General features: G+C 39.5%; 17 protein-coding genes. 11 read left to right on the top strand and 6 right to left on the bottom strand.

Annotation, left to right across the window (positions count from 1 at the left end; all coding sequences use genetic code 11):
- Positions 1-2: 2 nt before the first annotated feature.
- On the bottom strand, positions 3-1,211 hold the full coding sequence (locus IGJ53_RS10640) for an MFS transporter (RefSeq protein WP_010733348.1): 1,209 nt from the start codon (positions 1,209-1,211) through the stop codon (positions 3-5).
- Between the two features lie 18 nt (positions 1,212-1,229).
- Positions 1,230-1,508 carry a hypothetical protein gene (locus IGJ53_RS10635; RefSeq protein WP_002289230.1) on the bottom strand — a complete coding sequence of 93 codons (279 nt, stop codon included), beginning with the start codon at positions 1,506-1,508 and terminating at the stop codon, positions 1,230-1,232.
- Positions 1,509-1,700: 192 nt separating this feature from the next.
- Between IGJ53_RS10635 and IGJ53_RS10630 the strand changes: the two genes are divergently transcribed.
- Entirely contained in the window at positions 1,701-2,357 is a 657-nt protein-coding gene (locus tag IGJ53_RS10630) for a Crp/Fnr family transcriptional regulator (RefSeq protein ID WP_002289231.1), read from the top strand.
- 381 nt (positions 2,358-2,738) lie between these two features.
- Here the strand turns inward: IGJ53_RS10630 and IGJ53_RS10625 are convergent, their stop codons facing one another.
- From IGJ53_RS10625 to IGJ53_RS10615, 3 genes are read right to left on the bottom strand one after another with little or no spacing between them, the layout of a single operon-like run.
- Positions 2,739-3,536 carry a TPM domain-containing protein gene (locus IGJ53_RS10625; protein WP_002315434.1) on the bottom strand — a complete coding sequence of 266 codons (798 nt, stop codon included), beginning with the start codon at positions 3,534-3,536 and terminating at the stop codon, positions 2,739-2,741.
- The gene (locus IGJ53_RS10620; RefSeq protein WP_010733349.1) at positions 3,533-4,717 is read right to left on the bottom strand and encodes a hypothetical protein; all 1,185 of its coding nucleotides are present in this window, start codon (positions 4,715-4,717) and stop codon (positions 3,533-3,535) included. The genes IGJ53_RS10625 and IGJ53_RS10620 overlap by 4 nt, the downstream gene beginning before the upstream one ends.
- Positions 4,718-4,741: 24 nt before the next feature.
- Complete coding sequence (locus IGJ53_RS10615) at positions 4,742-5,989, bottom strand: SPFH domain-containing protein (RefSeq protein WP_002315432.1); 1,248 nt, start codon at positions 5,987-5,989, stop codon at positions 4,742-4,744.
- Between the two features lie 214 nt (positions 5,990-6,203).
- Between IGJ53_RS10615 and dnaX the strand changes: the two genes are divergently transcribed.
- The 10 genes from dnaX (at position 6,204) to dinB (ending at position 14,280) form a co-directional block, all read left to right on the top strand.
- Positions 6,204-7,949 carry a DNA polymerase III subunit gamma/tau gene (gene dnaX / locus IGJ53_RS10610; protein ID WP_259741507.1) on the top strand — a complete coding sequence of 582 codons (1,746 nt, stop codon included), beginning with the start codon at positions 6,204-6,206 and terminating at the stop codon, positions 7,947-7,949.
- Positions 7,950-7,969: 20 nt separating this feature from the next.
- Positions 7,970-8,284: a YbaB/EbfC family nucleoid-associated protein gene (locus tag IGJ53_RS10605; protein ID WP_002292337.1), complete on the top strand. Its 315-nt coding sequence runs from the start codon at positions 7,970-7,972 to the stop codon at positions 8,282-8,284.
- A gap of 24 nt (positions 8,285-8,308) precedes the next feature.
- Positions 8,309-8,905: a recombination mediator RecR gene (gene recR / locus IGJ53_RS10600; RefSeq protein ID WP_259741508.1), complete on the top strand. Its 597-nt coding sequence runs from the start codon at positions 8,309-8,311 to the stop codon at positions 8,903-8,905.
- A gap of 63 nt (positions 8,906-8,968) precedes the next feature.
- On the top strand, positions 8,969-9,613 hold the full coding sequence (tmk, locus tag IGJ53_RS10595; protein ID WP_002292339.1) for a dTMP kinase: 645 nt from the start codon (positions 8,969-8,971) through the stop codon (positions 9,611-9,613).
- Positions 9,614-9,627: 14 nt separating this feature from the next.
- On the top strand, positions 9,628-9,957 hold the full coding sequence (locus IGJ53_RS10590) for a cyclic-di-AMP receptor (protein WP_002292340.1): 330 nt from the start codon (positions 9,628-9,630) through the stop codon (positions 9,955-9,957).
- A gap of 13 nt (positions 9,958-9,970) precedes the next feature.
- Positions 9,971-10,909, top strand: a complete 939-nt coding sequence (gene holB, locus IGJ53_RS10585) for a DNA polymerase III subunit delta' (RefSeq protein ID WP_259741509.1) — start codon at positions 9,971-9,973, stop codon at positions 10,907-10,909.
- A 35-nt stretch (positions 10,910-10,944) separates the two neighbouring features.
- The gene (locus tag IGJ53_RS10580; protein ID WP_010733351.1) at positions 10,945-11,769 is read left to right on the top strand and encodes a PSP1 domain-containing protein; all 825 of its coding nucleotides are present in this window, start codon (positions 10,945-10,947) and stop codon (positions 11,767-11,769) included.
- Complete coding sequence (locus IGJ53_RS10575; RefSeq protein ID WP_002288076.1) at positions 11,762-12,109, top strand: DNA replication initiation control protein YabA; 348 nt, start codon at positions 11,762-11,764, stop codon at positions 12,107-12,109. The genes IGJ53_RS10580 and IGJ53_RS10575 overlap by 8 nt, the downstream gene beginning before the upstream one ends.
- A gap of 68 nt (positions 12,110-12,177) precedes the next feature.
- Positions 12,178-13,050 (top strand): 16S rRNA (cytidine(1402)-2'-O)-methyltransferase, encoded by an 873-nt coding sequence (gene rsmI / locus IGJ53_RS10570; RefSeq protein WP_010733352.1) that lies wholly within the window; start codon positions 12,178-12,180, stop codon positions 13,048-13,050.
- Between the two features lie 108 nt (positions 13,051-13,158).
- Positions 13,159-14,280, top strand: coding sequence for a DNA polymerase IV (gene dinB, locus IGJ53_RS10565; protein WP_010733353.1), 1,122 nt, complete (start codon positions 13,159-13,161; stop codon positions 14,278-14,280).
- 53 nt (positions 14,281-14,333) lie between these two features.
- Here dinB and nrdG read toward each other — a convergent pair whose 3' ends face one another.
- Positions 14,334-14,936: an anaerobic ribonucleoside-triphosphate reductase activating protein gene (nrdG, locus tag IGJ53_RS10560; protein ID WP_259741510.1), complete on the bottom strand. Its 603-nt coding sequence runs from the start codon at positions 14,934-14,936 to the stop codon at positions 14,334-14,336.
- Positions 14,937-15,130 lie beyond the last annotated feature (194 nt).

Raw genomic sequence — 15,130 nt, 5'->3', positions numbered from 1 at the left:
GATCAAATTTCATTTTTCAATGATTCAATCAATTCGCCCTCTGCTTCATGACTATGTTTTCGGCCCTTAGCAAGATAGAGCGCTGTACATATCAATGGAATGACTCCGGCAATCACATACAATCCTCTAAATGAAGTAAGAGATTTTAGCATCCCCATCAAATAAGGACCAACGCCTAAGCCTAGGTCTAAACCAATAAAGTAGGTAGACAAAGCAATACTGATCCGGTGTTCTTTTACGATCTTCAAACAGACAGCTTGTCCATTTGACATGAACGTACCATAACCTAAGCCGACTAATGCTCCAGAAATAAGCAATGTCACACTATTTGTCGTTACACTCAGTAAAAATAATCCTGCTGTTAAGAATAAATAGCTAGGATACATCACGTATTGTTCTCCTTTGGCATCGAAAATCCTTCCAGTCAATGGACGTGTAAATGTGATGACCAAAGCATATACGACGAAGAAAAATGACCCAGCAGCAACTAAGTGGATTACTTTTGTATAAGAAGATAAAAATGATAAAACACTTGAATAAGAAAGACCCATCAAAAAGGCGATTCCTGTAATGAAAAGTGCTTTCTTTTCAATAAAACTATTGATATTCCATGAACGAAGAGATGTTTTTTGTTCTTCAGATAATGGAATATTTTTTACAGGAAAGACAAGGCAGGCAATCGTAACAAAGAAGACCAGTACAATTGAAAACCAAATAATGAAACGAAAGTCAGTCATGTTCAGCAAAATCATTCCTAAAAATGGTCCAGCAGCGGCAGCTAAACTAGTACTTAATCCGTAATAATTGATGCCTTCCCCTTTTTTAGATGCAGGGATATATGCAGTAACGATAGCATTTGTAGCTGTAGAAACTGTACCGTAACCAAATCCATTTAAGAATCGAACTAAATACAATGCCCCGATAGTTGGTGTATAAAGATAAGCTAATGTTGAAAGAAGATAGAAAATCGCGCCGCCTCTTAAGGTAAACTTCCGACCAAATAGTTCTAACTGTTTTCCCATGAATAAGCGTGCCAGCAATGTTCCGATGATATAGATCCCAGAAGCAAAACCTGCTTGGCTCAAGCTGGCGTGTAATGTGTCTTGCGCAATGACTGCCATGATGACCATCAATAGATAATAAATCAGGTAGACGATAAAATTGATCAATGTGATTCCGATAAAATATTTATTAAATAATTTCTTTTCCATGTATGTTATACATTCCCCTTAAGCTGAATATGCTTTTAATTTTTGTATTTGAACTTCTACATCGTGATAATTGGATGGATAGCGATCAACAAGTTGGCGAATAAATAAATCCCGTGTAGACATAAACAGGTTTAAAAATTCTTCGCATTCGTTTGTTGGATTCTCATCCACTGCTTTGATCAATTCGATCGAGTTTTGATACGCATCATTTAAAAAGACTAAAGAAGCTTTCATGTCAAATCTTGTTTGATATGCTGTTTCTAATCGATTAATGATTGTGTTCATCCAGTAATTCATGTTTTTTCCCTCTATTCTTAAAAAATTTTACTTCTGCAGTATAACGAATAAAAAAAAGGAAAAAAATCGCATAAGTGATAGAAAAAGGTACTTAACAAATGTTAATATCATTAGTAAAATACCTTTGGACTTTAAAAAGTTTTAAAGTACTGTATGATCTTTTTAGATGAAAGTTTGGATGGGGGAGCATCATTGGATAGTAGAGTCTTAAAGGAATATTTGGATAAAAATGATTTTCCGATAATACGCAAAGGATATCATAAATATTTGACATTCGAAGGGATGGAAGATTCCCATACGTATATCTTGAAAGAGGGAACGGTAAAAGCAAGTGTTATTTCAAATGATGGGAGAGAATTTAACCTTCGCTATATCAAAGATCTTGAAATCGTCTCTCTTTTAAAAGACGAATATTCACAATTCATCGATTCGCCGTATAATATTCGAGTTGAATCAGAATATGCAGAGTTTTATCGAATCAATCGTGTGCGATTTTGGCAAAATATCAACCAAGATCCAAAGCTACAACACTATGTAAAAGAGTATTACCGCTATCGCTTGCTTTATTCGATGAAAAAAATGCAACAAATGCTGTTAAATGGAAAACTGGGAGCTGTTTGTACGCAACTTTACGAATTATATGATTTATTCGGTGTGCGAACAGAAGAGGGGATGCTGATCGATTTTTCGATCACAAATGAAGAAATCGCCAAATTTTGTGGTATTTCAACTGCTAGCAGTGTGAACAGAATTTTAAAGCAGTTGAAAAAAGATGGTATTATCACAGTGAAAGATCATCATATCGTTATTTTGAATATGGACTTGTTAGAAGACAATATTATCTTTTGATGAACAAAGAGGTTGTGACAGAAGTGGTAAGCTTTAAGAAATAAGAAGGAATTTACGAAAATTGTTACTCACATTTTTGACAAATTTCGGCTTATTTTCGAAGAAGCTACTTCTGGAACACCGTGAATAAGAGGTTGTGAAATCAGCGTTTTGAGCTAATACCGAAGGTCAGCTGATTGAACACCGTTTACCAAGAGGTTGTAAAAAAGCTGTTCTGCATCAAGTAATAAGAAGAGCCAAGTAAAAACAGCTCCTAATGTTTTTAACTTGGCTGGACTTATTACCGCGGATGCAAGCTTTTGAACACCGTTTATTCGCAACAAAAGGGCTGTGACACGATTTTTGTCACAGCCCTTTTTGCGAACATTCATTTAGCTATTTTTAGAAACTTCTTCCGCCACCGCCAAAAGTCCCGCCACCGCTAGAGTGGGTAGTACTTCCGCCACCGCCGCTTCCAGGAGGTGGGCTTTTGGGGATTCTTCTTGTCGTGACAAAAGAATTTGTCAGACGATCGGTTTTTTCAGTTAATTTGATACTGGATTTTTCTCGGAACGGATATTTGTAGATGCCTGATTTCAATTGATAACGCGAAACAGTCACAAAATAAAAGACAAGACTAAGGATAAGAGCCAAAACAACAGCAATGATGATTTCCACTGTCGTCAAAACTTTATAGCGTGTGATTTTGCCTGTTTCTTCATCTACACGATAATGACCTCCTGGAACTCCGTCTTCCACATATGTGGCTGATTTAGACAAGTACGCTTTTGCAGCATCGTAGTAGGCAGCATTCGTCATCTGATCATAAACATCATCTAAGATCGAATCGATTCTACTGTCAGTCAAATAATCGATCATATTACCAGAAGTCGAAATGTAGATTTCACGCTGTCCCATATCCAATAGCAAAACTGAGCCATTTTGATCATTTCCGACTGCCTTTCTTAAGTAATTATCGGCAAAGTCTCTTGGTTCTTCTGAATTAGAAGTAGTTGTGACGATTAAGACTCGTCCCTTGATTTTTTCATTCAGTTTTTCTGCCTGTTGTTCCAAAGATTGGATTTGATCTGTAGTGAACAACCCAGCCTCGTCATTTACCGTCGCTGTATCCGCATGAGTAGCCACCGGCCAACTAACACTTACTAGCAAAAGAAAGAACAAAAAGAATTTTTTCATCATATCAAGTAACCTCCGATCAGAAAGAGGATCGCTAGTCCAGCGAAAATCCCAAGAGCAGTCAGTCCTAATTTTTTCTGGCTAATCGGCAGGACACCGCTGACTTTTCCTGTTTGCCCATTCATTGCATAGTAGTAGACTTTTTTACTTGAGTCATTGCTTCGATAAGTAACGAGCCATACCGGCAACAATACGTAATTATTTACTTCATTTGTGATTGAAGCAGAGGTTCGGACACCTGTCAATGTTGTATACCCATTGGCAGTATCTTTTAACAGCTTCTCTGAATAGTCTTTTAATTCAGATTGAATTTGCGATTTGATTGCCTCGTATTCGATATCTCTTTTTTCTGCTTGGAACCCGGCTAAATACTGGCTTTTAAAATCAATTGCTTTATCTAACGGGAAAGGTTGCACGCCTTCGACCATCTTTTGTTGCGTATTTTTTGATAAGGCATTTTTTACTAGTTCTTTAAAAGAAAGCTTGCCTGCTCTTGAAACAGCAAATTGCTTCGTTTCTGTGTATTCGATGTCACCTATTCGCCAAATGCGGATAACTGTGCCGTTTGCCTGCATTGCCCCATCTACTTCAGCATCTGTAGCCCAATAAGGGAAATATACACCCGTCAGCTTATCGATTTGGTCTTTATTGAAAAAAGCTTTTGGAACAAACCATTTTTTCTTGGTCCAAGCGAGAAATCTATTGATTGCTTCTTCTTTCTCGACAGCAAAAGGGAGTACTTTGTTTGGCAAGAATTCTCCGCTTAAACGTCCCGATAGTACGACGGGATTATGGCAGTAGTAACAATAAGTCGCAGCAGTGGTCGCATCGGTCACAATCTCTGCACCACAGTTGGGACAAAGGAAAAGATCCATCGCTACAGTATTACCTGCAACTTCGTCCGCTGTATCTGAAAAACCACCTGCCTCGTCAAACGCTTTGCGCTCGGCTTCACTCATGTCGGTAAGCTGTTCTTGAGCTGTAAAAGTAAAATCTTCTGTAGGCGAAGGTTCTTCTTTGTTCTCTTCGCCAGCCATACGCGCTTCTTTTTGCTTCTGCTCATATTGGCTGACTTCTTCTTCGGTATAGATATTCAGGCAGTATTCGCAATGAAATTTTTGGTCTTTAGGATCAAAAGTCAACGGACCGCCGCAATTAGGACATTTATGTGTAAGAACATCCATCAGCTGCACACCTTTCTCAATAAATTAATCAACGGGGATTCCTTTAAACGGTTTGCCGCAGTTTGGACAGAATTTAGGGATGCCGTTGGAAAGATCCACAATTTCGTTACATTCGCTGCAACGCATCTGTAGCTTAGGCTGAGCGTTTTCTACTGGTTTGGCAGCGCCACAGTTGGAACAGAATTTTCCGGAATTTTCTGTCCCACAGACTGGACACGTCCAAGTATCAGCATTCCCTTGTGCGGCTTGTTGATTTTGTTTTTCAGCTTGTTGCTTGATTTGTTCTTGGTTGTTTTGAGCCGCTTGGGAAAGGTAAGAGCCATTTGCATTCATTCCCATACCTACGCCCATAAAGCCAGTCATTGCTCCTGCTTCATTTTTTCCGGCTGCTTCCATTCCACGGGCAATGGAACCTTGCACGTATCCTTCACGCACGCTAGGATCACCTAGCATCGCTCCTTCGTTACGCATATTGATTAGTTTAACAGAATCATCGGTGTAAGAAATGCTGGCCACAGCGACAGAGACGATCTCCATCCCTCGCAACTCGCGCCAAGAATCATCCAGTGCAGTATCCATGTATTTGCTTAACTCCAGACTCTTAGATGGTACATAAGAAATCCGTTGTCCATCCGCAGACATCTGATTGATAGCTGATTGCAATGCTGTTAGGAATTCAGCTAAGTATTGCTCGTTGATATCATTGATTTCTACTTGTGTTTTGTTTTTAGGAATTGCGTTTGTATAAAATAAAATCGGGTCAACGACATGAATAGAATAAGTGCCATGTGCCCGTAAGAATAATTCTGCGTTATAGAAATTATCAAAGTAGTTCAATGGCGCACTCGTACCGAATTTGATTCCCTTTATTTCTTGGAGGTTGATATAAAAAACTTGTTGTTTCTGCGGTGTAACGCCACCAAATTTAAATCGGTCAAATGTTTCAGCAATTGCTTCTTTCAGTGTTCCGTTGAACATGGAAGGAGCTGCGTCATTTTTAATGGTGTAATAACCTTCCTCAGCGGTATAATCGATGATTTTTCCACCATCGACCAAAAGCATCATCATGTTTGGGTAGACATGGACGACTGTTCCGTCTGTCAAAACATCTTCTGTTCCTTTACGATTTGAGCCACGTTTGTCATCCTTGCGAACTTTGACACCTTTCGTCATAACCGTTGTATCACTCATATTGTCTGGTTCGATGACTTCTAGCCATTGATCTGCCAGACCGCCGCCGACCATACTTGTTGCTGCTTTGATAAGACCCATAAAAAATTCCTCCTCTGATTCAGCTAATGCCAAACAATTATTGTTTATTTATTATACCATAGGAAGAAGTGAAACTTCTCGGACTAGAGACGGAATTGAAATGGAAACTTGCGTATTGATTAAATACCTGAAAAAGCCGAGAAGGATAGTAGTTTTTTTGCCCAATATCACGTATAATAAGAGATAGTGAATTTTTTAAAAAAGGGGGATCCTTATGGCATATCAAGCACTTTATCGAGTCTGGCGTTCGCAGCGTTTCGAAGACATCGTTGGACAAAAAGCTGTGACACAGACACTAAAAAATGCTATTGTTTCCCACAAAACCTCACATGCCTATTTGTTTACAGGACCCAGAGGAACTGGAAAGACAAGTGCAGCAAAGATTTTCGCAAAAGCAATCAACTGTCCGAACAGTAAAGACGGTGAACCATGCAACGAATGCGAAATGTGTCGATCAATCACTGCTGGTACGCAAGAAGATGTGATCGAAATCGATGCTGCCAGCAATAACGGAGTCGAAGAAATCCGATTTATCCGTGATCGGGCAAACTATGCGCCTACAAAGGCAGCGTACAAAGTGTACATTATTGATGAGGTACATATGCTTTCAACAGGAGCTTTCAATGCCTTGTTGAAAACATTGGAAGAGCCAAAAGAAAGTGTCATATTCATCTTAGCAACGACCGAACCTCACAAAATACCAGCTACGATCATTTCACGAACCCAACGATTTGATTTTAAACGGATCAATACGGCAGATATTGTCGAACATCTTGAATTTATCTTAAAAGAATCGACTATCAGCTATGAACCAGCTGCATTGAATGTGATTGCCCGTTCCGCAGAAGGCGGGATGCGGGATGCATTGAGTATTCTTGATCAGGCAATCTCATTTAGTGAAGGAACGATTACTTTAGATGATGCTATGCAAGTAACAGGCAGCTTGACAGACGAAATGATGGACAGCTACTTGAATGCTTGCGTGAAAAAAGAAGTACCAGAAGCATTGGAAGCGTTGAATCAAATTCTCGCAGCCGGCAAAGAATCACGTCGTTTTCTAGAGGATATGTTACAATACTGCCGTGATCTGCTGATGTATCAGCAAGCGCCCAATCTAGTTGAAGAACAATCAAGTACGATCAGAAGTACATTTACAGAATTGGCACAAACTGTTTCAGCGGATCAGCTATTTTCAATGATAAAGATTTTGAGCGATACACAAAATGAAATCCGATTTACTAATAGTGCCGCTATTTATTTGGAAGTCGCTACAGTCAAACTCGCACAGCTACCGTCTGCTTCTGTTCCTTCAGCAAAAATGGCATCAGCAGATGATCAGATAGTAAAACAGTTGCAACAAGAGATCAAGGAACTGAGAAACGAAATCAAAGAACTTCGCAGTAACACAGGAACTACGAATACAAGAGTACAGCCAGTACAGCAGACGAATCACAAAAAACAAACAAGTACGTATCGGGTACCGACGGAACGGGTATATAAAGTTCTGCGGGAAGCGACAAGACAGCATCTGAACCAAGTAAAAGAAGCATGGGAAGATTTGCTGATGAGCCTCTCTGTCACTCAGCGGGCAATGCTTAAAGCAAGTGAACCAGTTGCAGCTGGCCCTACAGGATTAGTGATTGCATTTGATTATGAGATTGTTTGCCAAAGAGCAGCAAACGACGAAGAACTGCAGCTTTCGGTACACAATAATTTAAGCCGAATGATCAAAGACTATGCGCCTGATCCGGTTTATATCACAAGAGAAAGTTGGCCGGAACTTCGAAAAAATTATTTGACGCAAGCACAAGAAGAGGGAACAGAAAACTCTTTTGCTTCTGAAGAATCAGAAGGAGAAATCGAATTACTCCCTCAAGAACAGGAAGTACCAGAAGAAACACTTGTAGTAAAAGCAGAGGAACTTTTTGGTTCCGAGGCTGTTACAGTAGTAGATGATTAAGAAAAAAGGAGTAGATAATTATGATGCGTGGAATGGGCAATATGCAAGGCATGATGAAACAAGTACAAAAAATGCAAAAAGAAATGGCGGAAGCACAAGAGCTGCTAAATAAAACAGAATTTACAGGTAAAGCCACTAATGAATTGGTCAAAGCCGTATTTACAGGTGATCGCCGTATGAAGGATATCCAAATCAATGAAGAAGTCGTTGATCCTGATGATATTGAGATGCTTCAAGATCTTGTCGTAATGGCAGTCAATGACGCAATCGCACAAATTGATGTGGAAACTGAGAAAAAATTAGGGAAATACGCAAAAGGTTTACCAGGATTTTAGTTTTAAACTGAAGGAGTAATGAATATGCAATATCCAGAACCAATTGCGAAACTGATCGACAGCTATATGAAACTTCCAGGAATCGGTCAGAAAACAGCGACAAGACTCGCGTTTTATACAATCGATATGAAAGATGAAGTAGTGAATGAATTTGCTAAATCTTTGTTAAGTGTAAAACGAGATTTACACTTTTGCAGTATCTGCGGAAACATCACAGAAGAAGATTCTTGCGAAATATGTAGAAACCCTTCACGTGATCGCAGCATTATCCTAGTGGTCGAAGAGCCCAAAGATGTAATGGCGATGGAAAAAATGCGGGAATATCACGGACTTTATCATGTACTCCATGGTGTGTTATCACCGATGGAAGGGACAGGTCCAGAAGATATCAATATTTCTTCGCTGCTGCAGCGGCTGCATGATGCAGATGTAAAAGAAGTGATCATCGCAACAAATGCGACAACAGAAGGAGAAGCAACAGCAATGTATCTCTCACGTCTAATTAAACCAGCCGGTATCAAAGTAACACGTTTAGCACATGGGTTGTCTGTAGGCTCTGATATCGAGTACGCAGATGAAGTCACGTTATTGAAAGCTGTCGAAGGAAGACGCGAGTTATAAATTTCTAATTAAATGTTTTTTCAGATACAATATAGAAGCAGCATAAGAGATGGGGGCAACAATGTGAACGGACTATTTATTACAATCGAGGGGCCTGATGGTGCAGGAAAAACCAGCATCTTGAATGAACTTTTCCCTCTTTTGAAAGAAGTAGCAAAAACAGAAATCATTCAAACAAGAGAACCGGGAGGCATCCCGATTGCTGAAGAGATTCGAGCGGTAATCCTGGATCCAAAAAATGATCGGATGGATGAACGCACAGAAGCACTACTTTATGCGGCGGCAAGAAGACAGCATCTAGTCGAAAAGGTCTTACCTGCTCTGGCAAAAGGGAAAATCGTTTTATGCGATAGATTTGTCGACAGTTCTCTTGCTTATCAAGGTGCAGGCCGACGCATCGGCGTTACCGAGATTGCTCGGTTGAATGAGTTTGCTACAGAAGGTACTACGCCAGATTTTACCCTTTATCTTGACGTAGATTCAGACACCGGATTAAGAAGAATCAAGAAAAACAGACAAAACCAAATCGACCGTTTAGATTCGGAAGGTTTGGAATTCCACCAGCGTGTACGACATGCTTACTTAAAGCTGGCAGAAGAGAATCCGGAAAGAATCCACAAAGTTGATGCAAGAAAAAGCTTTGAAGAAGTGCTGCAAACAAGTTATCATACAATTATTGAACAATATCCGCAATTTTTTGAAAACTAGGAAGGTGAACGTTTATGAAAATTATTTTAGCGATTATCCAAGACAAAGACAGCAACCGTTTATCAAATGAATTGATTGATGCAAATATCCGTGCCACAAAATTATCATCGACAGGCGGCTTCCTTAAGGCTGGAAACAGCACGTTTATCGTGGGTATTGAAGATGATCGAGTAGAAGAAGCATTGGAAATCATCAAAAAAACGTGTGAATCAAGAAAACAATTTGTATCTACACCTGTTACATTGGATATTTCGATGGATGGGGGCGTCCCTTATCCAGTAGAAGTAGAAGTAGGCGGTGCAACAGTCTTCGTCTTACCTGTTGAAGGATTCCATCAATTTTAGGAGGAGCTGAGCTATGAATCAAGAAATAAACTTGGCTCAAATGCAACCGATCGTGTATCAGCAGCTTCAACGGAGTTTTGAGCATGGGCGTCTCGCTCATGCTTATCTTTTTGAAGGAGAAAAAGGAACAGGAAAACATGAAGTAGGTGTGTGGCTCGCACAGCATCTGTTCTGTACCCAAATGGAAGACAATCAGCCTTGCGGAAAATGCAACAATTGTCAGCGGATCGAAAAGAAAGAACATCCAGATGTTCTGGTTATCGAACCGGACGGACAAACAATCAAAGTTGACCAGATCAGACGTTTGCAGACGGAATTCAGTCGCAGCGGATATGAATCAAGAAAAAAGGTTTTTTTGATTAAAGAAGCTGAAAAAATGAATAGCAGTGCGGCAAACAGTCTGTTGAAATTTTTGGAAGAACCACCGGGAGATTTTTTAGCGGTATTAGAGACAGATGCAGTAGGAAGGATTCTCCCTACTATTCAATCCCGTTGTCAAGTGCTGCATTTTCAAGAACTTTCGAAAGAAGCATTGATCCATCGATTGCAAGAAGAGCAGATTCCATTAGAAAAATCAAAACTTTTGGCTTTCTTAACAAACAGTTTAGGAAAAGCAGTTGAAATCTCTCAAGATGAATGGTTTAATGATGCTAAGGACTTGATTTATCAATGGTTCGTTTACTTGCAAAAGCAAGACACTCAAGCCTTTATCTATGTCCAAAAAAAATTAGTGAAATCATTTAAAGAAAAAACACAGCAGTTTACAGGATTATCTGTCCTGATGTTTTATTATCAGGAAGCACAGCGTCAAGCAGTAGCGAAATGCGAATATGGCAAAGTGAAACAGATAAACCAGATAATTGAACGAATATTGATCGCAGAGCAGAAACTACGTAGCAATGTCGGTTTTCAAGCTGTTGCGGAACAGTTCGTTTTGCAGACGATTTTTTAGCTTGCCGCAGAGGACGATAATCAAGGAGGATGGAAATGGTAGAAGTAGTAGGTGTCCGATATAGAGATGCAGGTCATATCTATTATTTTGCACCAGGAGACTCTGAATATATTTATAATGACAAGGTATTAGTCGAATCTCAGCAATCCTTACATATTGCTACTGTTGTCCTTCCTAAAAAAGAGATTGATCCCAATGACCTTCCTGAAGCTATTCGTCCAATCTTGCATAAAGCATCAAAAGCTGAACTAGAAAAAGACAAAAAAAATAAAGAAGATGCGCGTGATGCATTGCAAATCGCAAAAGAAAAAGTGCAGTTGCGTGAGCTGGAAATGAAAATAGTCAAAGCTGAATATACATTTGATCGAAACAAACTGATTTTTTCTTTTACGGCGGACGGGCGAATCGACTTTAGAGAATTGGTAAAGGATCTAGCCGCTGTATTTCGTACTCGTATTGAGCTTCGACAAATTGGTGTACGCGATGAAGCGAAGATAATAGGCGGAATTGGTCCATGTGGGCGTCCATTATGCTGTTCTTCTTTTTTAGGCGATTTCGTGCCCGTATCGATCAAAATGGCAAAAGATCAAAGTTTATCTTTGAACCCAACAAAAATTTCCGGTTTATGCGGACGCTTGATGTGCTGTCTACAATATGAGAGCGAAGAATACGAGACAGCAAAAAAAGAACTCCCTGACTTTGGAAAAGTAATTGTTACACCTGATGGTAAAGGGAAAGTCGTAGGGTTGAATCTGCTTAGCCGTATCGTTAGTATTCGGCTGACTGGACGGGAAAATCCTGTCGAATATGAATGGGATGAATTGAAAGAATTTATCCAAGTAGGTGAGATAAATGGATAAGAGATCATTATACGACGGATTGAATCAGTTAGAATCAGAGTTGAGAAATACATTAACAGAACTTGTTGAAATGAAGCATGCTTTGCATGAAATCGTAGAAAAAAATACGACTTTGGAGATGGAAAATCAACGCTTGCGAGAACATCTTCGGGAATTGAACCAAGTTGCACAAGCTCCAGCTGAAAATGTGAAGCAAGAACTTTCCAAGTCTCGTATGAATCTTGAAAAAATTTATGAAGAAGGCTTCCATGTCTGCTACGATTTATATGGGTCAAGACGGGACAATGACGAGCCTTGTGCGTTTTGTCTAGAAGTGATCTATCGCGAAAGCGGTCGATGATCAATAACAAGAGGAGACTGGAGCGGAGAAAGACTGCTCCAGTTTTTTTATTAAGGAGATTGTGACAGATGTATAATCAAAAAAGTTTCAAAGGAAATACAGTATACGGGAATTTATATCTTGTACCGACTCCAATCGGAAATCTAGAAGATATGAGCTACAGAAGTGTTCGTATGCTACAAGAAGCATACCTTATAGCAAGCGAAGATACGCGTAATACACAAAAATTATTGAATCACTTCGAGATTCATACGCCCCAAAAAAGTTTACATGAACATAATTATAAAGAACGTGTCCCTCAATTGATTGCTTTGTTAAAAGAAGGAAAAACGATTGCTCAAGTCAGTGACGCAGGAATGCCTTCCATCAGCGATCCTGGACATGAGCTAGTTTTAGCCTGCATAAAAGAAGGGATTTCTGTGATCTCTATCCCAGGACCTACAGCTGGGATGACGGCTTTGATTGCTTCAGGGCTAGTGCCTCAACCATTTTTATTTTATGGCTTCCTTCCACGCAAGAAAAAAGAACAGAAAGAAACATTGGAAAAGCTAAAAGAACAAACAGCTACGCTGATTTTCTATGAGTCACCTTATCGGATCACAGCTACGTTGACGAATTTCTTAGACATTTTTGGTAATCGCCAAGTCGTTTTGTGTCGAGAATTGACAAAGATCCATGAAGAATACCTTAGAGGAAGTACAGAAGAACTACTTGCATATATCGAAGAACATCCAGTAAAGGGGGAATGTTGTCTGCTTGTAGAAGGAAATTTGTTTGAAACGACAGGGACAGAAGTGGATGAAGAGCAGGGATCCTTAAAAGAACAAGTAGAAGCAAAGATTGCATCAGGCGAAAAGCCAAATGCTGCTATCAAAGCAGTAGCGCTTAAAAATGGACTGAAAAAACAAGAAGTTTACCGTCAATATCACGAATTAGACTGAAATAGTATAAGTAGTATACAATGAAGCGACAATGTGGAAAACAGCTACTAACTTCTCAAATCTCTTGAATGCGAACGAACGTTCCTGTATAATGGCTAAGAGGTGAGGATGATGGAGCTGCAATTTCCTTTACATAATGATACATCAAGAAAAATCATTCATATCGATATGGATGCTTTTTTCGCTTCTGTTGAAGAACGAGATCATCCTGAATTTCGTGGGCACCCATTAGTAGTTGCTAGACATCCCAGTGACACTGGTGGGCGTGGAGTAGTGACTACGGCAAATTATGAAGCAAGAAAATTCGGAATTCATTCAGCAATGAGTGCACAAAAAGCGTATGAGCTTTGCCCGCAAGCCATCTTTAAGCCTGGCGACCATCATAAATACAGCGAGATTTCCAAACAAGTACGGGAAGTATTCTATCATTATACAGACATTGTGGAACCAGTTAGTATCGATGAAGCGTATCTTGATGTGACTGAAAACAAAATCAATTGCAAGTCAGCCATCAAAATCGCTCGAATGATCCAGGCAGATATTTGGGAAAGAGTCCAGCTAACATGTTCTGCGGGAGTAAGTTACAATAAGTTTTTGGCCAAATTAGCATCAGACTATCAAAAACCTAGAGGGATCACAGTAGTTGCACCTCAAGATGCTGTGCCATTTTTAAAAGCTTTGCCAATTGAAAAATTTCATGGAGTAGGGAAGAAAACTGTACCTAGAATGCATGAGTTAGGGATTTATACTGGAAAAGATCTATATGAATGCACAGAAATGATGTTGATTCGAAATTTTGGAAAAATGGGCTATTCTCTTTATCGTAAAGTGAGAGGAATCCATGATTCTCCAGTAAATGTTACAAGAGAGCGAAAATCTGTGGGAAAAGAGCATACGTATGGACAGCCATTGCAAACGGAGGAAGCCGTGCTGGCTCAGTTGCGCCAACTAGCTGAAAAAGTAGAAGAAGCACTGAGAAGAGTCCAAAAACATGGGAAAACAGTGGTTTTGAAGGTCAGGTACACGGATTATTCTACTGTGACCAAAAGAGTGACATTGCCAGAATACATCTATAAAAAAGAAGCGCTCTTTTATCAAGCAAGTCTTATATGGGAGGAAATCTTGGGAGTAGAAAAAGGGATCCGATTGTTAGGAATCACCTTGACGAATCTTGACCCGATGACCTATGAAAATATCGTCCTTCCGTTATGGGGAAATCAAGAAATATAAAAACAGCTTTGAGAGTTGAAAATGGAAATCCGTTTTCTCTCTCAAAGCTGTTTTTATATCAAGTCTTGTTTTTTGATTTGTTCATAGGTTTCTGTTGCATCCGTACATTTTTCCCAAATCATAACTTGGTTGGATTCTAAAGATTTTTGGACATCAATGATTCGCTGGTTGCTGCTTCCGCGAAATTGTAGTTTTAGGTCACGTTTGCTCAATTCAAAGCGTCCGTCAACAAGGATATCGATTTGCGAAAGGAGTTCTAATTTATCTTCTGAATCTTGTAGCAATTCATCAAAGGTATAGCCTGTCCATGACCAGATATCTTTTGTCGTACCGAACTCTTTTCGGATACGTCGTACGACTTGCAAACAAACATCTGTATTCAAAAAAGGCTCGCCGCCCAATAAAGTCAGTCCTTGTACGTAATCGTAGCGCAAGTCAGCGATGATTTGTTCTTCTAATTCAGGTGTGAATGGTTTGCCATATCGAAAATTTTGTGCAGCTTTGTTGAAGCAACCTTCGCAGGCGAATAAGCAGCCGCTAACGTAAAGACTGTTACGGACACCTTCACCATCGACAAAATTAAACGGTTTGTAGTCAGCAATATAGTTTTGACTGTAGTCTTTTGCTAACCATTCTTTTGGTTTTGGATTTCTCATAAAAAAACTTCTTTCATTTAAGGTTCAAAGATATAGCTATTGAAGATAAAATCTTCTCGACCACATAAATAAGAACAAACTGACCTAAATCCATTGTTCAAGAAAGCTTGTTCTTATTTTGATAGAGGGCGTTCAAAGACACAAAGCATCGAAAGAGAGTAGTGAAAAAAGACTTGTCACAGCCTCTTATTCTG

The sequence above is a fragment of the Enterococcus sp. DIV1283b genome (assembly GCF_051710965.1).
Lineage (GTDB): Bacteria > Bacillota > Bacilli > Lactobacillales > Enterococcaceae > Enterococcus_B > Enterococcus_B lactis.
This window is presented reverse-complemented; position numbering and strand designations above follow the sequence as displayed.

Bases quoted from the DNA above. Each gene is read 5' to 3' on its own strand.
- IGJ53_RS10640 (WP_010733348.1), bottom strand. From the start codon at position 1,211: ATGGAAAAGAAATTATTTAATAAATATTTTATCGGAATCACATTGATC.
- IGJ53_RS10635 (WP_002289230.1), bottom strand. From the start codon at position 1,508: ATGAATTACTGGATGAACACAATCATTAATCGATTAGAAACAGCATAT.
- IGJ53_RS10625 (WP_002315434.1), bottom strand. From the start codon at position 3,536: ATGATGAAAAAATTCTTTTTGTTCTTTCTTTTGCTAGTAAGTGTTAGT.
- IGJ53_RS10620 (WP_010733349.1), bottom strand. From the start codon at position 4,717: ATGGATGTTCTTACACATAAATGTCCTAATTGCGGCGGTCCGTTGACT.
- IGJ53_RS10615 (WP_002315432.1), bottom strand. From the start codon at position 5,989: ATGGGTCTTATCAAAGCAGCAACAAGTATGGTCGGCGGCGGTCTGGCA.
- dnaX (WP_259741507.1), top strand. From the start codon at position 6,204: ATGGCATATCAAGCACTTTATCGAGTCTGGCGTTCGCAGCGTTTCGAA.
- IGJ53_RS10605 (WP_002292337.1), top strand. From the start codon at position 7,970: ATGATGCGTGGAATGGGCAATATGCAAGGCATGATGAAACAAGTACAA.
- recR (WP_259741508.1), top strand. From the start codon at position 8,309: ATGCAATATCCAGAACCAATTGCGAAACTGATCGACAGCTATATGAAA.
- IGJ53_RS10590 (WP_002292340.1), top strand. From the start codon at position 9,628: ATGAAAATTATTTTAGCGATTATCCAAGACAAAGACAGCAACCGTTTA.
- holB (WP_259741509.1), top strand. From the start codon at position 9,971: ATGAATCAAGAAATAAACTTGGCTCAAATGCAACCGATCGTGTATCAG.
- IGJ53_RS10580 (WP_010733351.1), top strand. From the start codon at position 10,945: ATGGTAGAAGTAGTAGGTGTCCGATATAGAGATGCAGGTCATATCTAT.
- IGJ53_RS10575 (WP_002288076.1), top strand. From the start codon at position 11,762: ATGGATAAGAGATCATTATACGACGGATTGAATCAGTTAGAATCAGAG.
- rsmI (WP_010733352.1), top strand. From the start codon at position 12,178: ATGTATAATCAAAAAAGTTTCAAAGGAAATACAGTATACGGGAATTTA.
- dinB (WP_010733353.1), top strand. From the start codon at position 13,159: ATGATGGAGCTGCAATTTCCTTTACATAATGATACATCAAGAAAAATC.
- nrdG (WP_259741510.1), bottom strand. From the start codon at position 14,936: ATGAGAAATCCAAAACCAAAAGAATGGTTAGCAAAAGACTACAGTCAA.